At 74.7% G+C, this 22,912-nt stretch carries 26 protein-coding genes; 19 read left to right on the forward strand and 7 right to left on the reverse strand.

All coding sequences use genetic code 11. From position 1 onward, the window contains the following. Positions 1–29: 29 nt before the first annotated feature. Positions 30–512: a nucleoside deaminase gene (locus tag ACYVHQ_RS10280; protein WP_460512704.1), complete on the forward strand. Its 483-nt coding sequence runs from the start codon at positions 30–32 to the stop codon at positions 510–512. Between the two features lie 134 nt (positions 513–646). On the opposite strand, the gene ACYVHQ_RS10285 is transcribed toward ACYVHQ_RS10280, so the two are convergent. Then, on the reverse strand, positions 647–1,609 hold the full coding sequence (locus tag ACYVHQ_RS10285; RefSeq protein ID WP_460512706.1) for a cation diffusion facilitator family transporter: 963 nt from the start codon (positions 1,607–1,609) through the stop codon (positions 647–649). 61 nt (positions 1,610–1,670) lie between these two features. On the opposite strand from ACYVHQ_RS10285, the gene proC reads away from it, so the two are divergent. After that, entirely contained in the window at positions 1,671–2,519 is an 849-nt protein-coding gene (gene proC / locus ACYVHQ_RS10290) for a pyrroline-5-carboxylate reductase (protein ID WP_460512707.1), read from the forward strand. Between the two features lie 61 nt (positions 2,520–2,580). Here proC and ACYVHQ_RS10295 read toward each other — a convergent pair whose 3' ends face one another. Beyond that, on the reverse strand, positions 2,581–3,252 hold the full coding sequence (locus tag ACYVHQ_RS10295; protein WP_460512709.1) for a potassium channel family protein: 672 nt from the start codon (positions 3,250–3,252) through the stop codon (positions 2,581–2,583). 114 nt (positions 3,253–3,366) lie between these two features. Here ACYVHQ_RS10295 and ACYVHQ_RS10300 point away from each other — a divergent pair, with 114 nt between their 5' ends. The 4 genes from ACYVHQ_RS10300 to ACYVHQ_RS10315 all read left to right on the forward strand — a co-directional run bounded on the left by ACYVHQ_RS10300 (position 3,367) and on the right by ACYVHQ_RS10315 (position 4,805). Next, positions 3,367–3,894 (forward strand): ArsR/SmtB family transcription factor, encoded by a 528-nt coding sequence (locus ACYVHQ_RS10300; protein ID WP_460512710.1) that lies wholly within the window; start codon positions 3,367–3,369, stop codon positions 3,892–3,894. Positions 3,895–4,008: 114 nt separating this feature from the next. Next, complete coding sequence (locus ACYVHQ_RS10305) at positions 4,009–4,107, forward strand: 30S ribosomal protein bS22 (protein ID WP_003792170.1); 99 nt, start codon at positions 4,009–4,011, stop codon at positions 4,105–4,107. A gap of 141 nt (positions 4,108–4,248) precedes the next feature. Continuing rightward, positions 4,249–4,506, forward strand: a complete 258-nt coding sequence (locus ACYVHQ_RS10310) for a glutaredoxin family protein (RefSeq protein WP_460512713.1) — start codon at positions 4,249–4,251, stop codon at positions 4,504–4,506. Next, on the forward strand, positions 4,503–4,805 hold the full coding sequence (locus tag ACYVHQ_RS10315) for a Dabb family protein (RefSeq protein WP_460512714.1): 303 nt from the start codon (positions 4,503–4,505) through the stop codon (positions 4,803–4,805). Before ACYVHQ_RS10310 ends, ACYVHQ_RS10315 begins: the two co-directional genes overlap by 4 nt. Positions 4,806–4,901: 96 nt before the next feature. On the opposite strand, the gene aspS is transcribed toward ACYVHQ_RS10315, so the two are convergent. From aspS to ACYVHQ_RS10335, 4 genes are read right to left on the reverse strand one after another with little or no spacing between them, the layout of a single operon-like run. Beyond that, on the reverse strand, positions 4,902–6,236 hold the full coding sequence (aspS, locus tag ACYVHQ_RS10320) for an aspartate--tRNA(Asn) ligase (protein WP_460512716.1): 1,335 nt from the start codon (positions 6,234–6,236) through the stop codon (positions 4,902–4,904). Between the two features lie 59 nt (positions 6,237–6,295). Continuing rightward, positions 6,296–7,066, reverse strand: a complete 771-nt coding sequence (locus ACYVHQ_RS10325) for an ABC transporter ATP-binding protein (RefSeq protein WP_460512718.1) — start codon at positions 7,064–7,066, stop codon at positions 6,296–6,298. Next, positions 7,063–8,115, reverse strand: coding sequence for a FecCD family ABC transporter permease (locus tag ACYVHQ_RS10330; RefSeq protein ID WP_460513176.1), 1,053 nt, complete (start codon positions 8,113–8,115; stop codon positions 7,063–7,065). Before ACYVHQ_RS10330 ends, ACYVHQ_RS10325 begins: the two co-directional genes overlap by 4 nt. A gap of 44 nt (positions 8,116–8,159) precedes the next feature. Continuing rightward, positions 8,160–9,272 (reverse strand): ABC transporter substrate-binding protein, encoded by a 1,113-nt coding sequence (locus tag ACYVHQ_RS10335; RefSeq protein ID WP_460512720.1) that lies wholly within the window; start codon positions 9,270–9,272, stop codon positions 8,160–8,162. Between the two features lie 116 nt (positions 9,273–9,388). On the opposite strand from ACYVHQ_RS10335, the gene ACYVHQ_RS10340 reads away from it, so the two are divergent. From ACYVHQ_RS10340 to ccsB, 5 genes are read left to right on the forward strand one after another with little or no spacing between them, the layout of a single operon-like run. Next, the gene (locus tag ACYVHQ_RS10340; protein WP_460512722.1) at positions 9,389–10,033 is read left to right on the forward strand and encodes a histidine phosphatase family protein; all 645 of its coding nucleotides are present in this window, start codon (positions 9,389–9,391) and stop codon (positions 10,031–10,033) included. Further along, positions 10,033–10,647: a TlpA family protein disulfide reductase gene (locus tag ACYVHQ_RS10345; RefSeq protein ID WP_460512724.1), complete on the forward strand. Its 615-nt coding sequence runs from the start codon at positions 10,033–10,035 to the stop codon at positions 10,645–10,647. The genes ACYVHQ_RS10340 and ACYVHQ_RS10345 overlap by 1 nt, the downstream gene beginning before the upstream one ends. Continuing rightward, positions 10,648–11,412, forward strand: coding sequence for a cytochrome c biogenesis CcdA family protein (locus ACYVHQ_RS10350; RefSeq protein WP_460512726.1), 765 nt, complete (start codon positions 10,648–10,650; stop codon positions 11,410–11,412). Continuing rightward, a complete protein-coding gene (resB, locus tag ACYVHQ_RS10355) occupies positions 11,396–13,132 on the forward strand; it encodes a cytochrome c biogenesis protein ResB (RefSeq protein WP_460512728.1) in 1,737 nt (578 codons plus the stop codon). Before ACYVHQ_RS10350 ends, resB begins: the two co-directional genes overlap by 17 nt. Further along, positions 13,129–14,142, forward strand: coding sequence for a c-type cytochrome biogenesis protein CcsB (ccsB, locus tag ACYVHQ_RS10360; RefSeq protein ID WP_460512730.1), 1,014 nt, complete (start codon positions 13,129–13,131; stop codon positions 14,140–14,142). The genes resB and ccsB overlap by 4 nt, the downstream gene beginning before the upstream one ends. On the opposite strand, the gene ACYVHQ_RS10365 is transcribed toward ccsB, so the two are convergent. After that, positions 14,127–15,149 (reverse strand): o-succinylbenzoate synthase, encoded by a 1,023-nt coding sequence (locus ACYVHQ_RS10365; RefSeq protein WP_460513178.1) that lies wholly within the window; start codon positions 15,147–15,149, stop codon positions 14,127–14,129. The genes ccsB and ACYVHQ_RS10365 overlap by 16 nt on opposite strands. Positions 15,150–15,415: 266 nt before the next feature. On the opposite strand from ACYVHQ_RS10365, the gene ACYVHQ_RS10370 reads away from it, so the two are divergent. The 8 genes from ACYVHQ_RS10370 to ACYVHQ_RS10405 all read left to right on the forward strand — a co-directional run bounded on the left by ACYVHQ_RS10370 (position 15,416) and on the right by ACYVHQ_RS10405 (position 22,908). After that, the gene (locus tag ACYVHQ_RS10370) at positions 15,416–15,748 is read left to right on the forward strand and encodes a hypothetical protein (protein WP_460512732.1); all 333 of its coding nucleotides are present in this window, start codon (positions 15,416–15,418) and stop codon (positions 15,746–15,748) included. Positions 15,749–16,418: 670 nt separating this feature from the next. Then, positions 16,419–17,327 carry a 1,4-dihydroxy-2-naphthoyl-CoA synthase gene (locus ACYVHQ_RS10375; RefSeq protein ID WP_460512734.1) on the forward strand — a complete coding sequence of 303 codons (909 nt, stop codon included), beginning with the start codon at positions 16,419–16,421 and terminating at the stop codon, positions 17,325–17,327. A 25-nt stretch (positions 17,328–17,352) separates the two neighbouring features. Continuing rightward, positions 17,353–18,507, forward strand: a complete 1,155-nt coding sequence (locus ACYVHQ_RS10380) for an AMP-binding protein (protein WP_460512736.1) — start codon at positions 17,353–17,355, stop codon at positions 18,505–18,507. 66 nt (positions 18,508–18,573) lie between these two features. Next, positions 18,574–19,539 (forward strand): 1,4-dihydroxy-2-naphthoate polyprenyltransferase, encoded by a 966-nt coding sequence (locus tag ACYVHQ_RS10385; protein WP_460512738.1) that lies wholly within the window; start codon positions 18,574–18,576, stop codon positions 19,537–19,539. Positions 19,540–19,597: 58 nt separating this feature from the next. Beyond that, positions 19,598–19,867, forward strand: coding sequence for a DUF4229 domain-containing protein (locus ACYVHQ_RS10390; RefSeq protein WP_460512740.1), 270 nt, complete (start codon positions 19,598–19,600; stop codon positions 19,865–19,867). Positions 19,868–19,934: 67 nt separating this feature from the next. Next, a complete protein-coding gene (locus ACYVHQ_RS10395; RefSeq protein WP_460512741.1) occupies positions 19,935–20,306 on the forward strand; it encodes a PLD nuclease N-terminal domain-containing protein in 372 nt (123 codons plus the stop codon). A gap of 58 nt (positions 20,307–20,364) precedes the next feature. Continuing rightward, positions 20,365–22,047: a 2-succinyl-5-enolpyruvyl-6-hydroxy-3-cyclohexene-1-carboxylic-acid synthase gene (gene menD, locus ACYVHQ_RS10400; protein WP_460512743.1), complete on the forward strand. Its 1,683-nt coding sequence runs from the start codon at positions 20,365–20,367 to the stop codon at positions 22,045–22,047. A 9-nt stretch (positions 22,048–22,056) separates the two neighbouring features. Continuing rightward, positions 22,057–22,908 carry a PPK2 family polyphosphate kinase gene (locus tag ACYVHQ_RS10405; RefSeq protein WP_460512745.1) on the forward strand — a complete coding sequence of 284 codons (852 nt, stop codon included), beginning with the start codon at positions 22,057–22,059 and terminating at the stop codon, positions 22,906–22,908. Positions 22,909–22,912 lie beyond the last annotated feature (4 nt).

Raw genomic sequence — 22,912 nt, forward strand, 5'->3', positions numbered from 1 at the left:
CGGCCACGCCGTCGTGCGAAGCTGGTCCGGTGACGACGATCCCCGCCCGCTACGCCGCGTGGGCGGGCCTCGCGCTCGCCGAGGCGGAGGCGTGCCGCGCCTCCCGCGACGTGCCCGTGGGCGCGGTCGTGCTCGACGCGGCGGGCGACGTGATCGGCCGGGGCCGGAACGAGCGCGAGCTGCGCCAGGACCCGACCGCGCACGCCGAGGTGCTCGCCCTGCGCGCGGCGGCCGAGAGCACGGGGGACTGGCACCTCACCGGCACGACCCTCGTGGTCACGCTCGAGCCGTGCCCCATGTGCGCCGGGGCGATCCTGGCCGCACGCGTGCCCACGGTCGTCTTCGGTGCCTGGGACGAGAAGGCAGGAGCCGCGGGCAGCGTCTACGACGTCCTCCGCGACCGACGCCTCCCGCACCGGGCGGAGGTCTTCGCGGGCGTCCGCGCCGCCGAGGCGACGGCGCAGCTCGAGGCGTTCTTCGCCGAGCGCCGGGCCGAGGGCGCGCTCGGCTGACGGTCCGGCGACGGGCGACGGGCGACGGGCGACGGGCGACGGGTGACGGGCGACGGGCGACGCGGACATCCGCCGGGTGGTCCGCGGTGCGCAGACCGCGGTCCGCGGACCGCGGTCCGCCGTGCGCGGTGCGGTCAATCCGCGGCGCGGATGACGATGGCGTCGGTGGGCGGGTCGACCCGGCCCGGGCGCACCCACACGTCGGGCTCGACGTAGATCACGCGGGCGAGGGGCACGGCGCGCCGGACGCGCAGCTCGACCGCGTCGATGCCCGCGGCCACCTCGCGCAGCACGGTGCCGCCCGGCATGGCCACCTTGACGGCGACGAGGAGCTCGTCGGGGCCGAGGTAGAGGGTCTTCATGTGGATGATCTGCTCGACCTCGGGGCCGTCGGTGACGGCGGCGCGGATCTTCGCGACGTCGTCGCGCGAGGCGCCCTCGCCGACGAGCAGGCTCTTCGTCTCGATGCCGAGCACGATCGCGACCGCGACGAGCAGCAGGCCGATGAGGAGGGTGCCGAGGGCGTCGTAGACGCCGTTCCCGGTGATCCAGGTGAGCACCACGCCGGCCAGGGCGAAGGCCAGGCCGAGCAGGGCGGCGGCGTCCTCGAGGAGCACGACCGGCAGCTCGGGGGCCTTGGCGCGGCGGACGAACTGCGCCCAGCTCTGCTGGCCCTTGGCCGGTCGCGACTCGCGCACGGCGGTGCGCAGCGAGAGCGACTCGAGCGTGATCGCCACGAGGAGCACGAGGACGGGCAGCCACGGCACGTCGAGGGGCTCGGGGTGCTCGAACTTCTCGACGGCCTCGTAGATCGAGAAGACCCCGCCGACGCTGAACAGGACGATCGAGACGACGAACGCGTACACGTAGCGCTCACGACCGTGGCCGAAGGGGTGCTCGGCGTCGGCGGCCTTCTTCGCCTGCTTGGCGCCGAGGAGGAGCAGCAGCTGGTTGCCGGAGTCGGCGAGCGAGTGCACGCCCTCCGCGAGCATCGAGGCCGAGCCCGAGAAGAACCAGGCGACGAACTTGGTGACCGCGATGCCGAGGTTGGCGCTGAGCGCCGCCACGATCGCCTTGGTGCCGCCCGACGTGCTCACGGTGCCCTCCTCCGTCGGTGCCGCCCACGGCCCCGTCCGCGACCGATCTTAGGATGACGGCATGGTCACCACGCTCCCGCCCACCACGATCCTCGGCGCCGGCTCGATGGGGGGTGCGATCCTCAGCGGCCTGCTGCGCCCCGACGTCGTCGTCGAGGGCGGCGTGCGGGTCACGAACCGCAGCCCGGAGAAGGCCGACGCCCTCCGCTCCGAGGGCGTGACCTCGCTCGCGACGAGCGTCGACCCCGGTGCCAACGCCACCGCCGTGGCCGGAGCGCGCCTGGTGCTCGTCGGCGTCAAGCCGCACCTCGTCGTCGACCTGCTGCGCGAGGTCGCCCCCGCCCTCGAGCCCGGCGCCGTGGTGGTGAGCCTCGCCGCCGGCGTCACGACGGCCACCATGGAGGCCGCGCTGCCCGAGCACGTGCGCGTCGTGCGGTCCATGCCGAACACGCCCAGCGTCGTCGGGCTCGGCGTGACCGGCCTCGCGGCCGGGTCGCGGTCCACGCCCGACGACCTCGAGCTGGCCCGGTCGCTCTTCGCGGTCGTCGGCGACGTCGTGGTCCTGCCCGAGGACCGCATCGACGCCCTGAGCACGATCTCCGGATCGGGACCGGCCTACGTGTTCTTCCTGGTCGAGCAGCTGCAGCGCACGGCGGTCGGCCTGGGCTTCACGCCCGAGCAGGCCGCGACGATGGTGCAGGGCACCTTCCGCGGCGCGTCCGAGCTGCTCGCGCGGAGCGGTCTCGAGCCCGCCGCCGACGCGCCCGCCGAGCTCCGGCGGCGCGTCACGAGCCCCGGCGGCACGACGGCGCGCGCGATCGCCGAGCTCGAGGCGGCCGACCTCGGCGCGGTGCTCGACCGGGCGACGGCGGCCGCGCTGGCCCGCGCGCGCGAGCTCGGGGCGAGCTGACCCGACGGGCAGGAGGCACGACTCCTGCCCGCCCCGGGGCGCACGCCCGGCGCGCCCCGCCTCAGCGGTCGAGCGCCGAGAACTCGTCGAGCCGGCGCGAGTCGCCCGACACGATGATGAGGTCGTGGTCGCTGATGACCGTGTCGGGGCCGGCCTCCTTGAAGCCGCTGCCGGGCGACTTCACGCCGACGACCGTGACGCCGTGCTTCTTGCGGATGTTCGACTGCGCCAGCGTCACGCCGCGCACGGGCTTCGGCGGGTACATCTTGACGATCGCGAAGTCGTCGTCGAACTCGATGTAGTCGAGCATGCGGCCCGAGACCAGGTGCGCGACGCGCTCGCCGGCCTCGGCCTCGGGGTAGATGACGTGGTTCGCGCCGATGCGGGCCAGGATCTTGCCGTGCGACTGGCTGATCGCCTTCGCCCAGATCTGCTGCACCTTCAGGTCGACGAGGTTCGCCGTGATGAGCACGCTGGCCTCGATCGACGAGCCGACGGCGACGACCGCGATCGAGAAGTCCTGGGCGCCGATCTGGCGCAGCGCGTCGATGCTGCGCGCGTCGGCCTGGACGGCGTGGGTGACGCGGTCCGCCCACTTCTGCACGAGCCTCGCGTCGGTGTCGACGGCGAGCACGTCGCGGTCCTGCCGCTCGAGCTGCCCGGCCGTGGCGGCGCCGAAGCGGCCCAGGCCGATGACGAGCACGGGGGCGTCGTGCCGGATCTTGTCGACCACCGATCGTGCTCCTCGTGTCGCCGGGCGGGGCCGACCACGGCTCGTGCCGGGTCGGTGGACAGCCACTGTACCGACCTCTCGCCCCGGCCGTGCCCGCTTCACTACGCTGGTCGCATGCCCGACATCTTCGCCGTGATCGCCGACGGCACGCGGCGCGACCTGCTGCGCGCCCTCCTCGACCGTCGCACGACCGGCTCCGGGTCCGGCTCGGGCTCCGGGGCCTCGGGCGAGCTCAGCGTCTCCGAGCTGGTCGCGGCGCTCGGCCTCAGCCAGCCGACGGTGTCGAAGCACCTGCGCGTGCTGCGCGACGCGGGCCTCGTGCACGTCCGCGAGGAGGGGCAGCACCGCTACTACGGGGTCGAGACGGCCCCCCTCGAGACCGTCGAGGACTGGCTGCTGCCGTTCCTCAGCGCCGACGTGCTCGGCCTCGACCTGGAGGCCCTCGAGGCGGTCGAGGGGTCGCCCGCCTTCGCGGCCTGGGCCGGTGCCGCCGTGCCCGCGCCCCTGCGCCGCGCGGCCGAGAACCTGCCCGACGCCGACGACGTCGGCGCCACGCTCGGGCGCACCGTCGCCGACGCCCGCCACCGGGCCGGGGCCGCGCTCGACCCCGTCCTCAAGCGCCTCGGGCGGCACGGCGACTGACCCCGCGGGGCTCGCTTCGACAACGGGCCCCGGGACGGCTAGACTGCCCGGAGGCATTTTTCCGCGGTTCTGGAACGGACCCGGTCGTCCCGTCCAGCAACGAGTGAGGTCCCCATGGGTTCTGTCATCAAGAAGCGTCGCAAGCGCATGGCGAAGAAGAAGCACCGCAAGCTGCTCCGCAAGACTCGCCACCAGCGCCGCAACAAGAAGTAGGTCGCACCAGCGACAGCACGAAGGCCCCCGACCTCGGTCGGGGGCCTTCGTCGTGCGCCCGGGCCATGGACGTCCTCCCGGGGCCGCCCCCGCGGGGCGTCCTCCCGGGGTCGTCCGAGGCCGGTGCCCTACGCTCGGAGGGTGCCCGCACCCCGCCTCACCCTGCTCACGAAGCCCGGCTGCCACCTCTGCGACGACGCCCGCACCGCCCTCGAGGCCGTGCTCGCCGAGCCCGAGTTCGGCCTGACGTACGAGGAGCGCGACATCCTGGCCGACCCGGCCCTCGCCGCCGAGTACGCCGAGGAGATCCCCGTCGTGCTCATCGACGACCGCGTGCACACCATCTGGCGCGTCGAGCCCGACCGCCTCCGCACCGCTCTGAGGAGGGCCGACGCGTGACCGTCGAGCACATCGTGATCTGGACCCTGGCCGCCACCGACGAGCAGGAGCGCGCCGCCGCGGCCGCCCGCGTCGACGAGCTGCTCAGCGGCCTCGTCGGCACCGTCGGCAGCATCCGCGACCTCGTGGTCGGCGTCAACGGCGCCTACCCCGACAAGAACGGCGACGTCTGCGTCGTCGCGCACTTCGACGACTACGCCGGTCTCGAGGAGTACATCGTGCACCCCGCCCACCAGGAGGTCGCGGCCGAGATCCGCACGCTGGTCACGGGGCGGACGGCCATCGACTTCGAGCGCTGACCGGCGCCTCCTGCCCGTCTCGCGCCCCGGCGCGTGCCACGACGGCCCCCGCTCCTCGAGGAGCGGGGGCCGTCGTCGTCGTGCGACCGGACGTGGTCAGGGGGTGAGGCGCGTCGGGCCGCGGAAGAGGTAGGTCACCTCGCGGATGTTCGGCTGGTGCAGCATGAGCATGAGCACGCGCGCCAGGCCCATGCCGAAGCCGCCGTGCGCGGGGGCGCCGTAGCGGAAGAAGTCGAGGTAGTCGCCCAGCTCGGCCGGGTCCATGCCCTTCTCGCGGATCTGCGCCTCGAGCACGTCGACGCGGTGCTCGCGCTGTGCACCGGTCGTGATCTCGGTGCCGCGGTAGATGAGGTCGTAGCTCTTCGTGAGCTGCGGGTCGTCGTCGTGGCGCATGTGGTAGAAGGGCCGGATCGAGGCGTCGTAGTCGGTGAGGAACACGAAGTCCGAACCGTACTGCTCCGCGACGTACTCGGCGATGCGGCGCTCGCCCTCCGGGTCCATGTCGGCGTCGGCGCGGGGCACCTCGTAGCCGCGCTCGGCGACGATGCGCTTCGCCTCGGCCAGCGGGACGCGCGGGAACGGCGTCGCGGGGACGGTCAGCTCGACGTCGAAGAGCTCGCGGATCTCGTCGCCGTGCTTCGCCACGACCGCGCCGATGGCGTGGGCCAGCAGCTGCTCCTGCATCTGCATGACGTCTTCGTGGCTGTCGATGTAGCTGATCTCGGCGTCGACGCTCGTGTACTCGGTCGCGTGGCGCGAGGTGAACGAGGGGTCGGCACGGAAGGCAGGGGCGATCTCGAACATCTTGCCGAAGCCGGCCGCCTGGGCCATCTGCTTGAACAGCTGCGGGCTCTGGGCGAGGTAGGCGGCACCGTCGAAGTACTCGAGCTTGAACAGCTCGGCCTTCGACTCGCTGGCGGTGGCCATGAGCTTGGGCGTGTGCAGCTCGACGAAGTCGCGCTCGATCCACCAGGTGCGCATCGCGTGCTCGAGGGTGGTCTGCACGCGGAAGATGAGCGCGTTGCGCGGCACGCGCAGGTCGAGGAACCGCCAGTCGAGGCGCTTGTCGATGCCGCTGTCGGCCGCGATGGGCGTCTCGGGGTCGGCGGCGCCGTCGACGACGAGCGTCTCGACCTTGACCTCGATGCCGCCGAGCTTGACGCGCTCGTCGTGCTTGAGCTCGCCGGTGACGGTGACGAAGCTGCCCTGGGCGAGGCCCGAGATCGCCTCGGCCACGTCGTCGGTCTCACCGCGCTCGGCGAGCACGTCGGCCGCCGTCCGGGGGCGGACGAGCTGCACGGCGCCCGACTCGTCGCGGAGGACGACGAACTGCACCTTCTTCTGGTCGCGGACCGTCTCGACCCATCCGGAGACGGTGACGGGCCCGTCGGGCAGCGGGGCGAGGTCCTTGACGAGGGTGCGTTCGATCACGAGGCCCGAGTCTAGCCGCTGGGGTGCCGCACGGCGGTGCCCCGGCCGCTGCCCGGGCGTCAGAGCGGCCGGGGGTCGAGCACCAGGTGCGCCCGGTCCGTGCCGGGGTCGACCACGACCCGGGCCCGGACCCCGTAGACGTCGGCGACGAGCTCGGGCGTGAGCACCTCCTGCGGGGGGCCGGCCGCGACCGCACGACCGTCGCGGAGCACCAGCACGGCGTCGCAGAACAGGAGCGCCAGGCCGAGGTCGTGCAGCGCGACGACCGTCGTGACGGGCAGCGCCTGCACGAGCGAGAGCAGCTCCAGCTGGTGACGGACGTCGAGGTGGTTCGTGGGTTCGTCGAGCAGCAGCTCGCGGGGCTCCTGTGCGAGCGCCCTGGCGATGTGCGCCCGTTGGCGCTCGCCCCCCGAGAGCGTGCGCCAGGCGTGCCCGGCCTTGTCGGTGAGCCCGACGTGCGCGAGGGCGCCGTCGATCGCCCGGCGGTCGTGCTCGCCCTCCCCGCCCAGCAGCGAGCGGTGCGGGGTGCGCCCGAGGCGGACGACGTCGCGCACGACGAGGTCGACGTCGGTGTCCGCCTGCTGCGTGACGGTGGCGACCGCCCTGGCGACCTCGCGCCGGCGGAGCCCGGTCAGGTCGTCGCCGTCGAGCTCGACGCGGCCGGCGTCGGGGCTCGTGGCCCCCTGCAGCAGGCGCAGGAGGGACGACTTGCCCGAGCCGTTCGGCCCCAGCAGGCCGACGGTCGAGCCGGGCGCCGGGTCGAGCGAGACGTCGTCGACCACGAGGCGGCCCCCACGGCGCCAGCTCACGCGCTCGGCCCGCAGCGTCACGAGCGCGTCCGCTTCCGCACGAGGAGCAGGACGAACACGGGCACGCCGACGAGGGCCGTGCCCACGCCCACCGGCAGGGGGCTCGGGGAGAAGGCGACGCGCGACCCCGCGTCGACCCACACCATGAAGAGCGCGCCGAGGACGACGGTCGTCGGGACGACCCGGGCGTGGCGGTGGCCGACGAGCAGCCGCGCCGCGTGCGGCAGCACGAGCCCGACGAAGCCGACGGCGCCGGCGATGCTCACGAGCGTCGCGGTGAGCAGGGCCGTGACGACGAGCAGCAGGGTGCGGGTGCGGCGCACGCTCACGCCCAGCGAGGCGGCGACGTCCTCCCCGAAGGCGAAGGCGTCGAGGGCCCGCACCCCGGCGAGGCAGGCGACGAGCCCGAGGGCGACGACGCCGGCGCTCAGCGCCACGTCGTCCCAGCGGAGGCCCTCGAGCGAGCCGAGCAGCCAGAACATGACGCCCCGGGTCTCGTCGGAGTCGGCGAAGGCGAAGACGACCAGCGAGGTCACCGCCGAGAACAGCTGCGTGCTGGCGACGCCGGCGAGGACGATCCCGGCGGTCCCTGCCGAGGAGGCGCGCGCGAGCAGGAGCACCAGGCCGAAGGCGAGCAGGGCCCCGAGGAACGCCCCGCCCGAGAGGCCGATCGCCCCGCCGCCGAGGCCCAGCACGCCGACGAGCACCGCTCCGGTCGAGGCGCCGGAGGACACCCCGAGCACGAACGGGTCGGCCAGGGGGTTGCGCAGCAGCGACTGCAGCACGACGCCGCACAGGCCGAGGCCGGCACCGCAGGCGGCGGCGACGAGGGCGCGCGGCAGGCGCTCCTGCCAGACGATGGCGTCCTCCGAGGCCCGCACGGGGATCTCGGCCTGGGCGAGGTGGTTGAGGAGGACGTCCCGCACGTTCACCAACGAGACGTCGGCCGGCCCGAGCGTCACCGCGACGCCGACCGAGAGGACGAGGGCGGCGACGCCGGCCGCACCGAGCAGGGCCAGGCGCAGGGCGACGGCGGAGCCGCGTCGGGGGACCGGCGCAGGAGGCGGCACGGCCTCCGTCGCGGGACCGCGCGCGGGCGCCGGTGCCGTCACGGTCACCGGCGCTCGTCCCCGTGCTGGTCGGCCGCGTGCTGGTCGGCCGCGTGCTGGTCGGCCGCGTGCTGGTCGTCCCCGTGCTCGTCGGCCCAGGCGCGGATCTTCTCGAGCGCGTCGACGAAGCGGATCGACGGGTTCATCTCGGCGCCGTGCAGCGCGATGGTGCGCCCCTCCCGCACCGCGTCGAGGTCCTTCGTGAGCGGGTCCGTGCGCAGGAACGCGAGCTTGTCGTCGAGCCGGTCGCCGGGGAACCGGTCGCGCTGCAGGTCGCCGAGCACGAGCACGTCGGGGTCGGCGTCGACGACGCTCTCCCAGCCCACCGCGGGCCAGTCGTCGTCCGCGGCGGCGAAGGCGTTCCGGAGGCCCGTGGTCGTCGCGAGGAGCGACGCCGAGCCGAGCCCGCCCGCGACGTAGGGCGTCTTGGTGTCCGCGAACCAGAAGGCCACCGTCTGCCCGTGGAGGTCCAGGCCCTCGGTGGCGGCGGCGGCACGGGACCGGAGCTCGGCGACGAGCGCGTCGCCGCGCGAGGGCACGTCGAAGACCTCGGCCAGCTCGTGGACCTCCTGGTACAGGGCGTCGACCGTGAGCGGCTCCGTGCGGGTCCCGCCGCCGTTGACGCTGACGCCGTGGTCGCAGTCCGTGGGGGAGAGGTACGACCCGACCCCGGTCTCGTCCAGCCGGTCGCGGGTGACGACGCCGCCCTCGCGGTAGTGGCGGCCGAACGAGGCGGTGACGAAGTCGGGGTCGGCCCCGAGCAGGACCTCGTAGGTGGGGGCGTCGGCGGCGAGGCGGGGCACGCCGGCCTCCTCGTCCGCGAGCGACGGGAGCACGGGATCGGTCCACGACGCCGTGCCGACGAGCCGGTCGGCCAGGCCCAGCGACAGCAGGATCTCCGTCGAGCCCTGGTCGAGCGACGCGACGCGCTGCGGCGGAGCGTCCACGGTCACCTCGTGGCCGCAGTTCTCGAGCACGAGCGGGTAGCTCGTGCTCCCCTCGCCGTCGGTGGGCACGTCGAGCGCGGTGACGGCCTCGGAGGCGCCGCAGCCGGTCAGCGGGACGAGGGCGAGGACCGCGAGGGCGGCGGGGACGGCGCGCAGGCGCTTCGGGATCATGGGTGCTCCTGGTCGGGGGACGGTGCCGAGTGAGCATAGCCTTACCTAACTTCGTCACGCACGCCGACGGCCGCTCGCGGCCCGTCCCCAGGGTCCGCCGACCTACACTGGTCGCCATGCCCGCCCAGCAGATCCACCTCGTCCGTCACGGCGAGGTGCACAACCCCGACCACGTGCTCTACGGCCGCCTCGAGGGCTTCGGTCTCAGCGAGCTCGGGCACCGCATGGCCGCCACCGCCGCCGAGGCCCTGCAGCGCGAGGGCGTGCCCGTGCGCGGGCTCGTCGCCTCGCCCCTCCAGCGCACGCGCGAGAGCGCCGCCCCCTGGGCGCGGGCCTTCGACCTGCCCGTGCAGGTCGACGAACGGCTCATCGAGCCCACGAACAAGTACGAGGGGCGGCGCGCCTCGTTCGGCGTGAAGAACCTCACGGTCCCCGCCGAGTGGCCCTGGGTCGTGAACCCGCTCAAGCCCAGCTGGGGCGAGGCCTACGTGAGCATCGCGGCCCGCATGCTGTCCGCCGTCGAGGAGGCCCGGGCGAGCGTCGACGAGGGCGACGTCGTCCTGGTCAGCCACCAGCTGCCGATCTGGATGGTCCACCGCAGCGTCACCGGCGCCCGGCTCTTCCACGACCCCCGTCGGCGACGCTGCTCCCTCTCCAGCATCACGACCCTCGAGCGCCGCGGGGACGCCTTCGTCGAGGTCGCCTACCGCGACCCGGCCGCGGCGCTCGCCGAGACCGCCGTCGACCTCGGGGCCGTCTGATGCCCGCCCCGACCGGGTCGCGCCTCCTGCGCGCCGCGACGGCCGTCGGCCTCGCCGCCCTCGTGCTCACCGGCTGCACGGCGCAGGGCGACGACCTCGCGCAGCAGTACGGCGACGGCACCACCGAGAACTACATCTCCGGCAACGGAACGGTCACCGAGATCGAGCCCGCCGACCGGGGCGACGTCATCGACTTCACGGGAGAGACCGACACCGGCGAGACCCTGTCGCGCAGCGACCACGACGGCGAGGTCGTCGTGCTCAACTTCTGGTACGCGGGCTGCCCGCCGTGCCGCGCCGAGGCTCCCGCCCTCGAGGAGGTCGCGGAGGCCTACGCCGACGAGGACGTGCAGTTCATCGGCGTCAACGTCCGCGACCAGGCCGCGACCTCGCAGGCCTTCGCCCGCACCTTCGACGTGAGCTACCCGTCCATCGTCGACACCGGCTCGGGCACCGTGCAGCTCGCCCTCGCGGGCACCATCGCGCCCAACAGCGTGCCGACCACGATCGTGCTCGACAAGGAGGGGCGGGTCGCGGCCCGGATCCTCGGCGGGCTCGACGGCACGAGCATCCTCCGCACGCTCGTCGGCGACGCGCTGGCCGAGCAGGCCTAGGTGTACCAGGGCAACCCGTTCTTCGAGGCCGTCGCCGGGGGCCAGCTCGCCGTCGGGCTCCCCGTCGCGCTGCTCGCCGGCCTCGTGTCGTTCCTCTCGCCGTGCGTGCTGCCGCTCGTCCCCGGGTACCTGGGCTACGTCGGCGGGCTGACCCGGGCCTCCGGCGACCCCGACGACGCCCGCCGCGACCGGCGCCGCGTCGTGCTCGGCGTGCTGCTGTTCGTGCTCGGCTTCTCGGTCGTGTTCGTGGGCACCACGCTCGCGTTCGGGGCCGTCGGGTTCTGGCTCATCCAGTGGCGCGACCTGATCACGCGGGTCATGGGCGCCGTCGTGATCGTGCTCGGCCTCGTCTTCATCGGGCAGTTCACGGTGCTGCAGCGCACCGTCCGCTCGTCGTTCGCGCCGCGCACCGGTCTCGCGGGGGCCCCGCTGCTCGGCCTCGTGTTCGGCCTCGGCTGGACGCCCTGCATCGGCCCGACGCTCGCCGCCATCTCGGCGCTGTCGCTCACCAGCGGCTCGGCGGGGCAGAGCGTGCTGCTCGGCATCGCCTACTGCGTCGGACTCGGCCTGCCGTTCCTGCTCGTCGCGATCGGCCTCGGCTGGGCGACACGGTCGCTGTCGTTCGTCAAGCGCCACGTGCGCGTCGTCAACATCGTCGGAGGGTCGCTGCTGGTGCTCATCGGTCTGCTCATGGTCACCGGGCTCTGGTCCGACCTCGTGTCGCGCGCGGGGGCGGTGATCGCGGGCTATGGCACGGTCGTCTGACGGTCCCGCGCTCGGCGGCGACGACCGCACCGACGTCGGCGCCGACCCGCTGCGCCCCAGCGACCACGTCGACGCGGTCGACGAGGCACCGGCAGGAGGCGCCGGTCCGGTCGCGCAGCCCCGGCTCGGCCCCGTCGGCTACCTGCGCTACTTCTGGCGCCAGCTCACGAGCATGCGCACGGCGCTGTTCCTGCTCATGCTGCTCGCCGTCGCCGCGATCCCCGGCTCGCTCGTCCCGCAGCGCACGAGCGACCCGAACGGCGTGGTGCAGTACCGGGTCGACCACCCGCAGCTCTTCCCGGTGCTCGACCGGCTGGGCGTCTTCGAGACGTACTCGTCCCCGTGGTTCTCGGCCGTGTACCTCCTGCTGTTCGTGTCGCTCATCGGCTGCATCCTGCCGCGCACGAAGCACCACCTGCAGGCCCTGCGGGCGCGACCACCGCGCACGCCCGTGCGCCTGTCCCGCCTCGCCGGCTACCGCTCGGTGACCCTCGCCACCGGTGCCGACGACGCGGGCGAGCCGCTCACGCCGACGACCGCGGTCGCCGCGGCCCAGGCGCAGCTCCGGAAGGCCGGCTACCGCACCGAGCTCTACGGCGACTCGGTGAGCGCCGAGCGCGGCTACCTGCGCGAGACCGGCAACCTGCTGTTCCACACCGCGCTCGTCGGCGTGCTCGTCACGGTCGGCGTCGGGGGCGGCTTCGGCTACTCCGGCCAGCGCGTCGTCGTCGAGGGGCAGACCTTCTCGAACGTGCTCAGCGCCTACGACTCGTTCAACCCCGGTCGCTGGTTCGACGAGTCGCAGCTCGAGCCCTACTCGATCGGGCTCGACCGGTTCACGACGACGTACGAAGAGGCCAACCGCGACGCCCTGGGCCAGCCCACCGACTACACGGCCGACGTCACGACGCGCACGCAGGCCGGCGACGAGTCCGCCGAGCGGATCAAGGTCAACGCTCCGCTGTCGATCGGCGGCACGAACGTCTACCTGCTCGGCAACGGCTACGCCGTCGACGTCACGGTTCGCGACGGCCAGGGCGACGTGGCCTTCCGCGACCAGGTGCCCTTCCTGCCGCAGGACGCGGACCTCACCTCGCAGGGCGTCATCAAGGTGCCCGACGCCGTGCCCGAGCAGCTGGGCATGATCGGGTTCTTCTACCCGACCGCCTACGACGCGGGCGACGGGATCCTGCGGTCGAACTACCCCGACACCCTCGATCCCGTGCTCAGCCTCAACGTCTTCGAGGGCGACCTCGGCCTCGACGACGGCGTGCCCAAGTCGGTCTACGCGCTCGACACCGACGACATGACGCAGGTCGCCGGGCTGAACGCGGGCACGAAGGCGCTGCAGCTGCGGCCGGGCGAGACCGCCGAGCTGCCCGACGGGCTCGGATCGGTCACCTTCGAGGGCGTGCAGCGCTTCGCGTCGCTCGACGTGCACCACGACCCGTCGCAGCTGTGGGTCGGCGGGTTCGCCGCGCTCGCGTTCCTCGGGCTCATCGTGGCCCTCTTCGTGCCGCGCCGCCGCGTGTGGGTGAAGGCGCGGGGCACCGCGGACGGGCTCGTGCTCGAGTACGCGGGCCTGGCCCGCGGCGAGGACCCGACGCTCGAGCGCGCCGTGGGCGACCTGGCCTCCCGGCACCTCGTCGGGCTGGGCGTCCCGGAGGACCGCGCACGCACAGCGGGCCTGTCGGACGCCGACCGTACACTGACCCCGTGACCGTCGCAGAGCTCGCCTCCTTCTCGCTCGTCGCCACCTACTCGGCGATGGCCGTCTACACGATCGCCTTCGTCGCGTACGCGCTCGACCTCGCCAAGCGGTCCGGCGACGCACAGCTGCGGGCGACCGCCGACGAGCGCGCCGCCGCCGCTGCCGCGGGGTCCGCTGGTGGTGCGGCGGGCGGCCCGGGCTCGTCGGGCTCCGGCTCGACCATCGTGCTCGAGCGGCAGGCCCCCGCCGGGCAGCCGTCCTCGCCGGGGCGGCCCTCCGCGTTCCAGCGCGTCGGCACCGCCATGGTCGTGCTCGGCCTCGCCGTGCACCTCGCCGCGGTCGTCACCCGCGGCGTCGCCGCCGAGCGCGTGCCGTGGGCCAACATGTTCGAGTTCGCCCTCACCGGCACGGCCATCATCGTCGGCGTCTACCTCGTCGTGAGGCTCTTCGTCGACCTCGGCTACCTGGGCGCCTACGTCACCGGCCTCACGCTCATCCTGCTCGGCGTCGCGACCGTCCACTACTACGTCGACGTGGTCCCGCTCCCGCCGGCGCTCCAGTCGGCCTGGCTCGTCATCCACGTGCTGGTGGCGATCCTCGCGACGGCGTTCTTCGCCCTCGCCGCCGGCCTCTCCGCCCTCCAGCTGGTGCAGGCGAAGCGCGAGCAGGCCCAGCTCGCCGGCCTCCGCTTCATGAGCACGCTGCCCGGTGCCGCCCGCCTCGAGGACCTCGCCTACCGCGTCGCCCTCGTCGGCTTCGTGCTCTGGACCTTCACGCTCGCCGCGGGCGCCGTGTGGGCCGAGCGCGCCTGGGGCCGCTACTGGGGCTGGGACACCAAGGAGGTCTGGACCTTCATCATCTGGGTGCTCTACGCCGGCTACATCCACGCCCGGGCCACGCGCGGCTGGCGCGGGTCGCGGTCATCGTGGCTGTCCATCGTCGGCTTCGCCGCGGTGCTCTTCAACTTCGGCGTCGTCAACGTCTTCTTCAAGGGGCTGCACGCCTACTCCGGGCTGTGACCATGCGTGGCGACGAGGGCTGAGCGCTCGACGGCCGCGTCCCAGGCCGAGCGGACCCGCTCGAGCCACCACGACCTCCTGCCGTCCTCGACGGCGTGCTGCTGCACGAGGTCGGCGTCCACGTCGACGCGGCGCACCGCGATCGACCCGTCGACCGGCGCGAGCGGCTCCGTCGTGACGTCCGCCGCGAGCAGGGCCGCGGTGCCGAGGCCGCAGGCGTAGGCCACGCCGGGGGCGGACGCCGCCAAGTGGGCGCCCATCGAGAGGCCCACCGAGGTGTCGATGGCGCTCGAGACGACGACGGGCAGGCCGGCGGCCTCGACGATGCGGAGCGCCGCCGCCACCCCGCCGAGCGGTTGCGCCTTGACCACGAGCAGGTCGGCGGCACCGGCCCGGGCCACGGCGAGGGGGTCCTCCGCACGGCGCACGCTCTCGTCGGCGGCGACGAGCACGCTGCCGCCGAGGCGGCGACGCAGCTCGGCGAGCTCCGGCACCGTCGCACAGGGCTGCTCGAGGTACTGCAGGTCGTAGGGCGCGAGGGCGGCGGCCGCGGCGACGGCCTCCTCGACCGTCCAGGCCGCGTTGGCGTCGACGCGCACCGCACCCGCGTCGCCCACCCACCGGCGGGCGGCGGCGACGCGCGCGACGTCGTCGGCGAGGTAACCGCCCCGCTCGGCCACCTTGACCTTGACGGTGCGGCAGCCCCGGTAGCGGGACAGGGTCGCGGGGACGTCCTCGGCGGCGACCGCGGGGAGCGTCGCGTTCACCTCGACCCGATCGGTGCGGACCGGTGGCTCGGCGCCCCAGCCGAAGTCGAGCGTCGCCGCGAGCCAGGCAGCGGCCTCGTCGGGGCCGTACTCGACGAAGGGGCTGAACTCGGTCCAGCCCCGCGGGCCCTCGACGAGCAGGGCCTCGCGCTCGGTGACGCCGCGAAACCTCGTGCGCAAGGGGAGGCGCACGACCCTGGCCCCGGCGAGGACCTCGTCGAGGGAGGGGAGCGAGGGGATGGGTGCGGGTGCGGGAGCGGGTGCGGGTGCGGGTGCGGACGCGGACGCGGTGGCGGGTGCGGGAGTGGGGGCGGGAGTGGGCGCGGACGCGGGTATGGGTGCGGGTGCGGGAGTGGGGGCGGACGCGGGTGCGGGCCCGGGGGCTGGCGCGGTGGCCGGCCCGGTGGTCGGCGCCGGCCGGCGCTCGGGCACAGGGGCGGCGGCGGACGGCGACATGCGCCCAGTGTCCCACCGGGTCCGGGCGCGTCGGCGCTACCGTCGGTCGGGTGACCGAACCGCTCGACGTCTTCGAGACGCAGACCCACGACCCCGCCGACGAGCCGCCGCGGAGCCGCCGGCTCGGTGCCGTCTCGTTCGTGCTCGCGGTGGTCCTGCTCGTCGTCGACGCCGTCGCCTTCGGTCTCCTCACCGCCGACCAGGTGGAGCCCGCGGCGGTCCTCGCGCTCGTCGTGCTCGTGGGGTCGGTGCTCGTCGGCGTCGTCGCGCTCGTCGCCGTCGCCACCGCGCGGGGGCGGTGGTGGGGCGTGGCCGGCGTCCTCGTGGCGGTCCTGAGCAACCCGTTCGTCGTCGTGCCGCTCGTCGGGCCGCTCTTCACCTGACGGTCCGCGTCTCCTGCTCGTCGGTCGCTCTCGGCGCCGGACGCGACAGGTCGCCGGCGACACGCCGCACGGGCGGGCCCCGTCCGGGCTGGGCGAGAGCGCCTGGTCGCCTTTTCCGCGTGCCCGCCCGCCTGCCTGTCTGCCTGCCGCGCGCCCGCCGGCCGGCCTGCCTGCCTGTCTGCCTGCCGCGCGCCCGCCGGCCGGCCTGCCTGCCGGCCGGCCGGCCTGCCTGCCGGCCCCGGCCCGCGCCTCCTGCCCGCCCGCCGCTCGCCGCCGCCTGCCGGCCTTCGTCTCCTGCCGGGCCCGGCCCGCGCCTCCTGCCCGGTGGGTCGCGTTCGGCGCCGAACGCGACAGTCCGCGGGCGACACGCCGCACGGGCGGGCCCCGTCCGGGCTGGGCGAGAGCGCCTGGTCGCCTTTTCCGCGCACCGCCCACCGCCCGCTCGCCCGCCCGCCCGCCCGCCCGCCCGCCCGCCTGCCCGCCCGCTCGCCCGTCGGCCCGCGCCTCCTGCTCGTTGGTCGCGTTCGGCGCCGGACGCGACAGGTCGCGGGGGACACGCCGCGCGCGCGGTCCCTGGGGGTCTCCGGGAGGAGCGTCCGGTCGCCTTTTGCGCCAGCACGGGGCAGGAGGTGGCCCCGCGGCCCGGTGGCCCCGCGGATAGGCTCGGGGCATGCAGCACGAGGTGTCCGACCTGTTCGACCCGACCGTCTGGGAGGCCGTCGACGGCTTCGACGACCTCACCGACGTCACGTACCACCGGCACGTGTCGGGGCGGATCGTGCGGGTGGCGTTCGACCGGCCCGAGGTGCGCAACGCGTTCCGTCCGCGCACGGTCGACGAGCTGTACCGCACGCTCGACCACGCACGTCAGAGCAGCAGCGTCGGCGTCGTGCTGCTCACCGGCAACGGCCCGAGCCCGAAGGACGGCGGCTGGGCCTTCTGCAGCGGTGGCGACCAGCGCATCCGGGGCCGCGACGGCTACAAGGCCGAGGGGGCCGAGGCGAACGTCGCCGACCCGGCGTCGGCCGGGCGGCTGCACGTCCTCGAGGTGCAGCGCCTCATCCGCTTCATGCCCAAGGTCGTGATCGCGGTCGTGCCCGGCTGGGCGGCCGGGGGCGGCCACTCGCTGCACGTGGTCTGCGACCTCACGATCGCGAGCGCCGAGCACGCCCGGTTCAAGCAGACCGACGCCGACGTGGGCTCCTTCGACGCGGGCTACGGCAGCGCCTACTTCGCCCGTCAGATCGGCCAGAAGGTCGCCCGCGAGGTGTTCTTCCTCGCCGAGGAGCACAGTGCGCAGCGCATGTACGAGCTGGGCGCCGTGAACCGCGTCGTGCCGCACGCCGACCTCGAGCGCGAGGCGATCGCGATGGCCGAGACGATCCTCACGAAGTCGCCGACCGCGATCCGCATGCTCAAGTTCGCCTTCAACGCCGTCGACGACGGCATCGTCGGCCAGCAGGTCTTCGCCGGCGAGGCCACGCGCCTCGCCTACGGCACGGACGAGGCCGTCGAGGGGCGCGACTCGTTCCTCGAGAAGCGCGCGCCCGACTGGTCGCCGTTCCCGTGGCAGTACTGACGATCGGCGGGCAGGAGGCCCGGGCGTGATCCGCCCGCTGGTCGCGGTCGACGCGCGCCGGCCCGCCGCCGTGCTGGAGGCCCTGCGCTCGGCGCTGGCCGGCGGCCCCGCGGTCGCGCCCCGCACGGACGACGTCGTGCCCGACGACCTGCCCCGGGAGGTGCCGCTGCCCGTCGCCCTCGTGGTGGAGACGAGCGGCTCGACGGGCCGCCCGAAGCGGGTGGCCCTCTCGACCGACGCGCTGCTCGCGGGTGCGGCCGCGGCGGACGGGGCCCTGTCCGGACCGGGCCAGTGGCTGTCGGCCCTGCCGGCGCACTACGTCGCCGGCACGAACGTGCTCGTGCGCAGCGTCGCGGCGGGCACCAAGCCCGTGGTGCTCGGCACGGGGCACGTCGACCCGGCGGCGTTCGTCGCCGCGACGGGTCGCCTCGAGCACCCCGTGGCCTACACGTCGCTCGTGCCCGCACAGCTGGCGACCCTGCTCGACGCCGCCGACGACGACGTCCGCGTCGCGGACGCGCTGCGGCGGTACGCGGCGGTGCTCGTCGGGGGCCAGGCGACGCCGGCCCGCCTGCTCGACCGCGCCCGGGCCACGTACGTCGCCGTCGTGCGCACCTACGGGGCGAGCGAGACCAGCGGCGGCTGCGTGTACGACGGCGTCCCCGTGGGGCGCACGACCGTGGCCGTCGTCGACGGGCAGGTCGAGCTGAGCGGGCCGTCGCTGGCGGAGGGGTACCTCGACGACCCCGAGCGCACGGAGTCCGCCTTCGTCGTGCGCGACGGCGTCCGGTGGTACCGCACGGGCGACGCGGGCACGCTCGACGCCGAGGGTCGGCTCACCGTCACCGGCCGGCTGGACGACGTCATCGTGTCGGGCGGCGAGAAGGTCGCGCTCGGCGTCGTGGAGCGCCTGGTCCGCGAGCACGCGGGGTTGGGCGACGCCGTGGTCGTGCGCGGCCCGCACGAGCGGTGGGGCGAGGTGCCCGTCGTCGTGACGAGCGCGACGATCGTCGACCTCGCCGCGCTCCGCGCCGAGGTCGCCGCGGTGGCCGGTCGCGCGGCCGCCCCCGACCGGGTGCTCGTGGTCGAGGCCCTGCCGCGCACCCCCAGCGGCAAGCCCGACCGACGAGCCCTCGAGCGGTGGGTGGCGGCGACGGCAGGAGGCCCGGGGCGCGCCTGACCGCCGCGGTCGCGTGCGGGAGGCCGCGCCCGGCCGCCGACCGGCCCGCTGGTTAGACTCGCCCCCGTGGCGAAGACGAGGACCTCGAGCAGCACCAAGCGCAGCGGACGACCCGGCGGTCGTCCGGGCGGTCGCCCCGGGCGTCCGGCGCCTGTGACCGTCGGGCCGCGCGACTGGATCGGCGGGGCCCGGCTCCGCACCCTGCCCCTCGGCGTCGCCCCGGTGGCCCTGGGCACCGGCGTGGCGGCCGCGAACGGCGGCTGGCACCTGGGCCTCGCCCTCCTCTGCCTCGCCGTGGCGATCCTCCTGCAGGTCGGCGTCAACTACGCCAACGACTACAGCGACGGCGTCCGCGGCACCGACGAGTTCCGCGTCGGCCCGGCCCGGCTGACCGGCTCGGGGGCCGTCCGTCCGCGCACGGTCCTCCGGGTCGCCCTGGCCTGCTTCGCCCTCGCGGCGGTCGCGGGCGTCGCGGTGGTCGTCCTCACCCAGATCTGGTGGCTGCTGCTCGTCGGCGCCGCGAGCGTCGTCGCCGCCTGGTTCTACACGGGCGGCAAGCGGCCCTACGGCTACAACGCCCTGGGCGAGGTGTTCGTCTTCGTCTTCTTCGGTCTCGTCGCCACGGTGGGCACCACGTTCGTGCAGCTCGAGCGGGTGCCCTTCGACGCCTGGGTCGGCGGAGTCGTCACGGGCCTGTTCGCCTGTGCCGTGCTCATGGTCAACAACGTCCGGGACATCGAGCCCGACGCCCGCGCCGGCAAGCGCACGCTCGCGGTGGTCGTCGGCGACACCGTCGCCCGGGCCCTGTTCGCGTCCTTCCTGCTGCTGCCGTACCTGTTGCTCGTGTACTTCTCGTTCCTCTACTTCTCGGCGCCCTACGTGTGGTTCACGCTGCTCGTGGCCGTGCCCGCGACGGTCATCGGCGTGACCGGCCGGACGCCGAAGGAGCTCGTCCTCGCCCTGCAGCTGGCCAGCTTCGCGGCGCTCGCGTACTCCCTCGCGCTCACGGCGGCACTGTTCGCGACCCCCTGAGGTCGAGCCCGTCGACCGCCGCGCAGGATGCCCAGGGCGGCGCTCGTAGACTCGTCCCGTGAAACCCTGGGTCACCTACTCGATCGTCCGCCTCGGCCTCTTCGCGATCGCGCTCGCCGTGCTGCTGCTGCTCGGCATCGACCCGCTCTGGGCCGCGGTGCTCGCCGCCGTGATCGGCTTCTGCGTCTCCTACATCTTCTTCGCGAAGCTGCGCGCGCAGGTCGCCTCGAGCCTCGCGGCACGACGTGCCGCCCCGCCCGAGAAGCACGTCGACGACGCCGTCGAGGACGACGCCGTCGACGGGCGGGACGCCCGCGAGGGCCCGTGATCACGACTCGGCGTCGGTGCAGCTCGTCCACAGCTGCCGCCCCGCCCGCCCGCCTAGGATCATCGGCATGGTGAAGTTCTGGATCGTCGCGATCGTCGCCGCGGTCGCCTTCATCGTCTACGCGGTCGTCGATTGCGCCTTCGCCCCCGCGCAGCGCATCCGGTCGCTCAACAAGCCCCTCTGGATCGTCCTCATCCTCCTGCTGCCGGTCATCGGCGGCGTGCTCTGGCTCCTGCTGGGCCGGGGCCGCAAGAGCGGGCAGTCCACCACCCGTCGCACCGTGGCGCCCGACGACGATCCCGAGTTCCTCGGGTCGAGCCGTCGTCCGCCGAGCGACCTCGACCGGGAGACGACCGACGAACGCATCCGACGCCTCGAGCAAGAGCTCGCCGACCTCGACGGCGACGACGCCACCGGCCCCCAGGGCAGCACGACCTAGCGGCAGTCCCGCGAGCGACCAGGCGCTCGAGCTCTTCGCCGGCCTCGTCGAGGCGGGGGTGCGCGAGGTCGTGCTCAGCCCGGGATCTCGGTCGCAGGCCCTGGCCCTGGCCGCCGCCGAGTTCGAGCGAGCCGGCCTGCTCCGACTCCGGGTGCGCGTCGACGAGCGATCGGCGGCCTTCACGGCGCTCGGCCTCGCGGTCGAGGGCCGGGCTCCCGTCGCGGTCGTCACCACGTCGGGCACGGCCGTCGCGAACCTGCACCCCGCGGTGCTCGAGGCCCACCACAGCGGCGTGCCGCTCGTGCTGCTCACCGCCGACCGCCCGCGCGAGCTGCGCGGCATCGGGGCCAACCAGACCACCCACCAGCCGGGCCTCTTCGGCGTCGCCGTCGCCTGGTGGCGCGACGTCGAGGCGCCGTCCGACACGACGCACGACCCGGTCGCCGTGCGCGCCCTCGCCCGCGAGGCCGTGCGGGCCGCGCTCGGGCAGGGCTCGGGCGACGACGACCTGCCCGTCTCGCCGGGACCGGTCCAGCTCGACCTGGCGTACCGCGAACCGCTCTCGGCGGCCGTCGAGGCCCTGCCCGAGGTCGATCCCGACGCCGTGCCGGTGCCGCTCGTGCGCGAGCCGCGCCGCCGCCTCCGCCTCGCCGTGGATGACGTCCCGGCGACGGTCGTCGTCGCCGGTCACGCCGCCGGCCCCCTCGCCGAGCGCCTCGCGCGCGAGCTCGGGGCGCCCCTCGTCGCCGAGGTCTCGAGCGGTGCTCGCTTCGGCCCCGCGCTCGTGCCCTCCTACCGCGAGGTGCTGGCCGACCCGGCCTTCGGCGGCCGTGCCCGCCGGGTCGTCGTGCTCGGCCACCCGACCCTGAGCCGCGAGGTGCCCGCCCTGCTGACGCGCGAGGGCGTCGAGGTCGTCGTCGTGCAGGGCGACGCCCCCGAGGCCTACGACCCCGGTCGCGACGCCGTCGTCGTCGACGCGCTCGACGTCGTGGCCGGCCCCGCCGACCCCGACGACGCCGCCCACCGCGCCTGGGTCGGGCGCTGGGTGCACGCCGGCCGCGCCCGGCTCGCGGTCGAGGAGCCCGCCCCCGACCTCGCCGCCGCCGGCTCGGACGACGCCGCGGTGCGCGCGAGGTTCCTGCGCGACGAGGTGGACCTCCTGCGCCGTCCCGTCACCCGGGCGTCGCTCGCGGAGAGCGTCTGGCGCGTCACCTGGCCGCACGACCGGCTCGTGCTCGGCGCCTCACGGCTGATCCGCGAGTTCGACCGCGTCGTCGGCGGCAAGGCCGTCACGGTCCACGCCAACCGCGGCCTCGCGGGCATCGACGGCACGATCGCGACGGCGACCGGCATCGCCCTCGCGGCCGCCCGCGACGCGCGCCGGGGCGGCACGACGCGCGTCGTCGTCGGCGACCTCACGGCCCTGCACGACGTCGGCTCGATGCTGCTCGGGGTCGGCGAGGAGCGTCCCCGCCTGCAGCTGGTCGTCGGCGACGACGGCGGAGGCACCATCTTCGACGGCCTCGAGGTCGCGCGCACGGCGCCCGCCGACGCGATGCGCCGGGTGCAGACGACGCCCCAGGAGGTCGACTTCTCGGCGCTGGCCGCCGCCTACGGCTGGCGGCACGTGCACGCGGCGACGCGCAGCGACCTCGACCGGGCGCTCGTCGCGCCGGGGGAGGGGCCCGTGCTCGTCGAGGTGCCCCTGCGCGACCGAACGCCGCCGGGCGCCCGCACGTAGGCTCGGCCCATGGCCAAGACCTGGACGACCCGACCCGCCACCGCCCTGCTCGCCGACGAGTCGACCTCCCTGGCGGGGATCGACACGCGGTCCACGCCCGGTTTCGAGGGGGACAAGGCCTACGGGGCCCAGGTCCTCGAGTCGGGCCGCGGCACGCTCAGCGAGCTGCAGGAGCAGCTCTTCGCGGGCAGTCGCACCGGTGGGTCGCAGCGCGCCGTCCTGCTCGTCCTGCAGGGCATGGACACCTCCGGCAAGGGTGGCATCGTGCGCCACGTCGTGGGGGCCGTCGACCCGCAGGGCGTGCACCACAAGGCGTTCAAGGCGCCGACCGAGGAGGAGCTCGCGCACGACTTCCTCTGGCGGATCCGGCGCGAGCTGCCCGGCCCCGGCACGATCGGCGTGATGGACCGCTCGCACTACGAGGACGTCCTCGTCGGCAAGGTCCGGGAGCTCGCGTCGCTCGACGAGATCGAGCGCCGCTACGACGCGATCGCCGAGTTCGAGCGCGAGCTCGTCGCGCAGGGCACCGTGATCGTCAAGGTCATGCTGCACATCTCGTACGACGAGCAGAAGGAGCGCCTGCGCGAGCGCCTCGACCGGCCCGACAAGCACTGGAAGTTCGAGCCCGGCGACATCGACGAGCGCAACCTGTGGACCGACTACCAGGCCGCCTACGAAGAGGCGGTCCGCCGCACGTCGACGCCCGACGCGCCCTGGTACGTGGTCCCCGCCGACCGCAAGTGGTACGCCCGGGTCGCCGTGCAGGCGCTGCTCGTCGACGCGCTGCGCGGCCTCGACCTCACCTGGCCCGAGGCGCACTTCGACGTCGACCTCGAGCGCGTCCGCCTCGCCGCCAGCTGAGGCC

It is taken from the genome of Frigoribacterium salinisoli, from assembly GCF_054781095.1.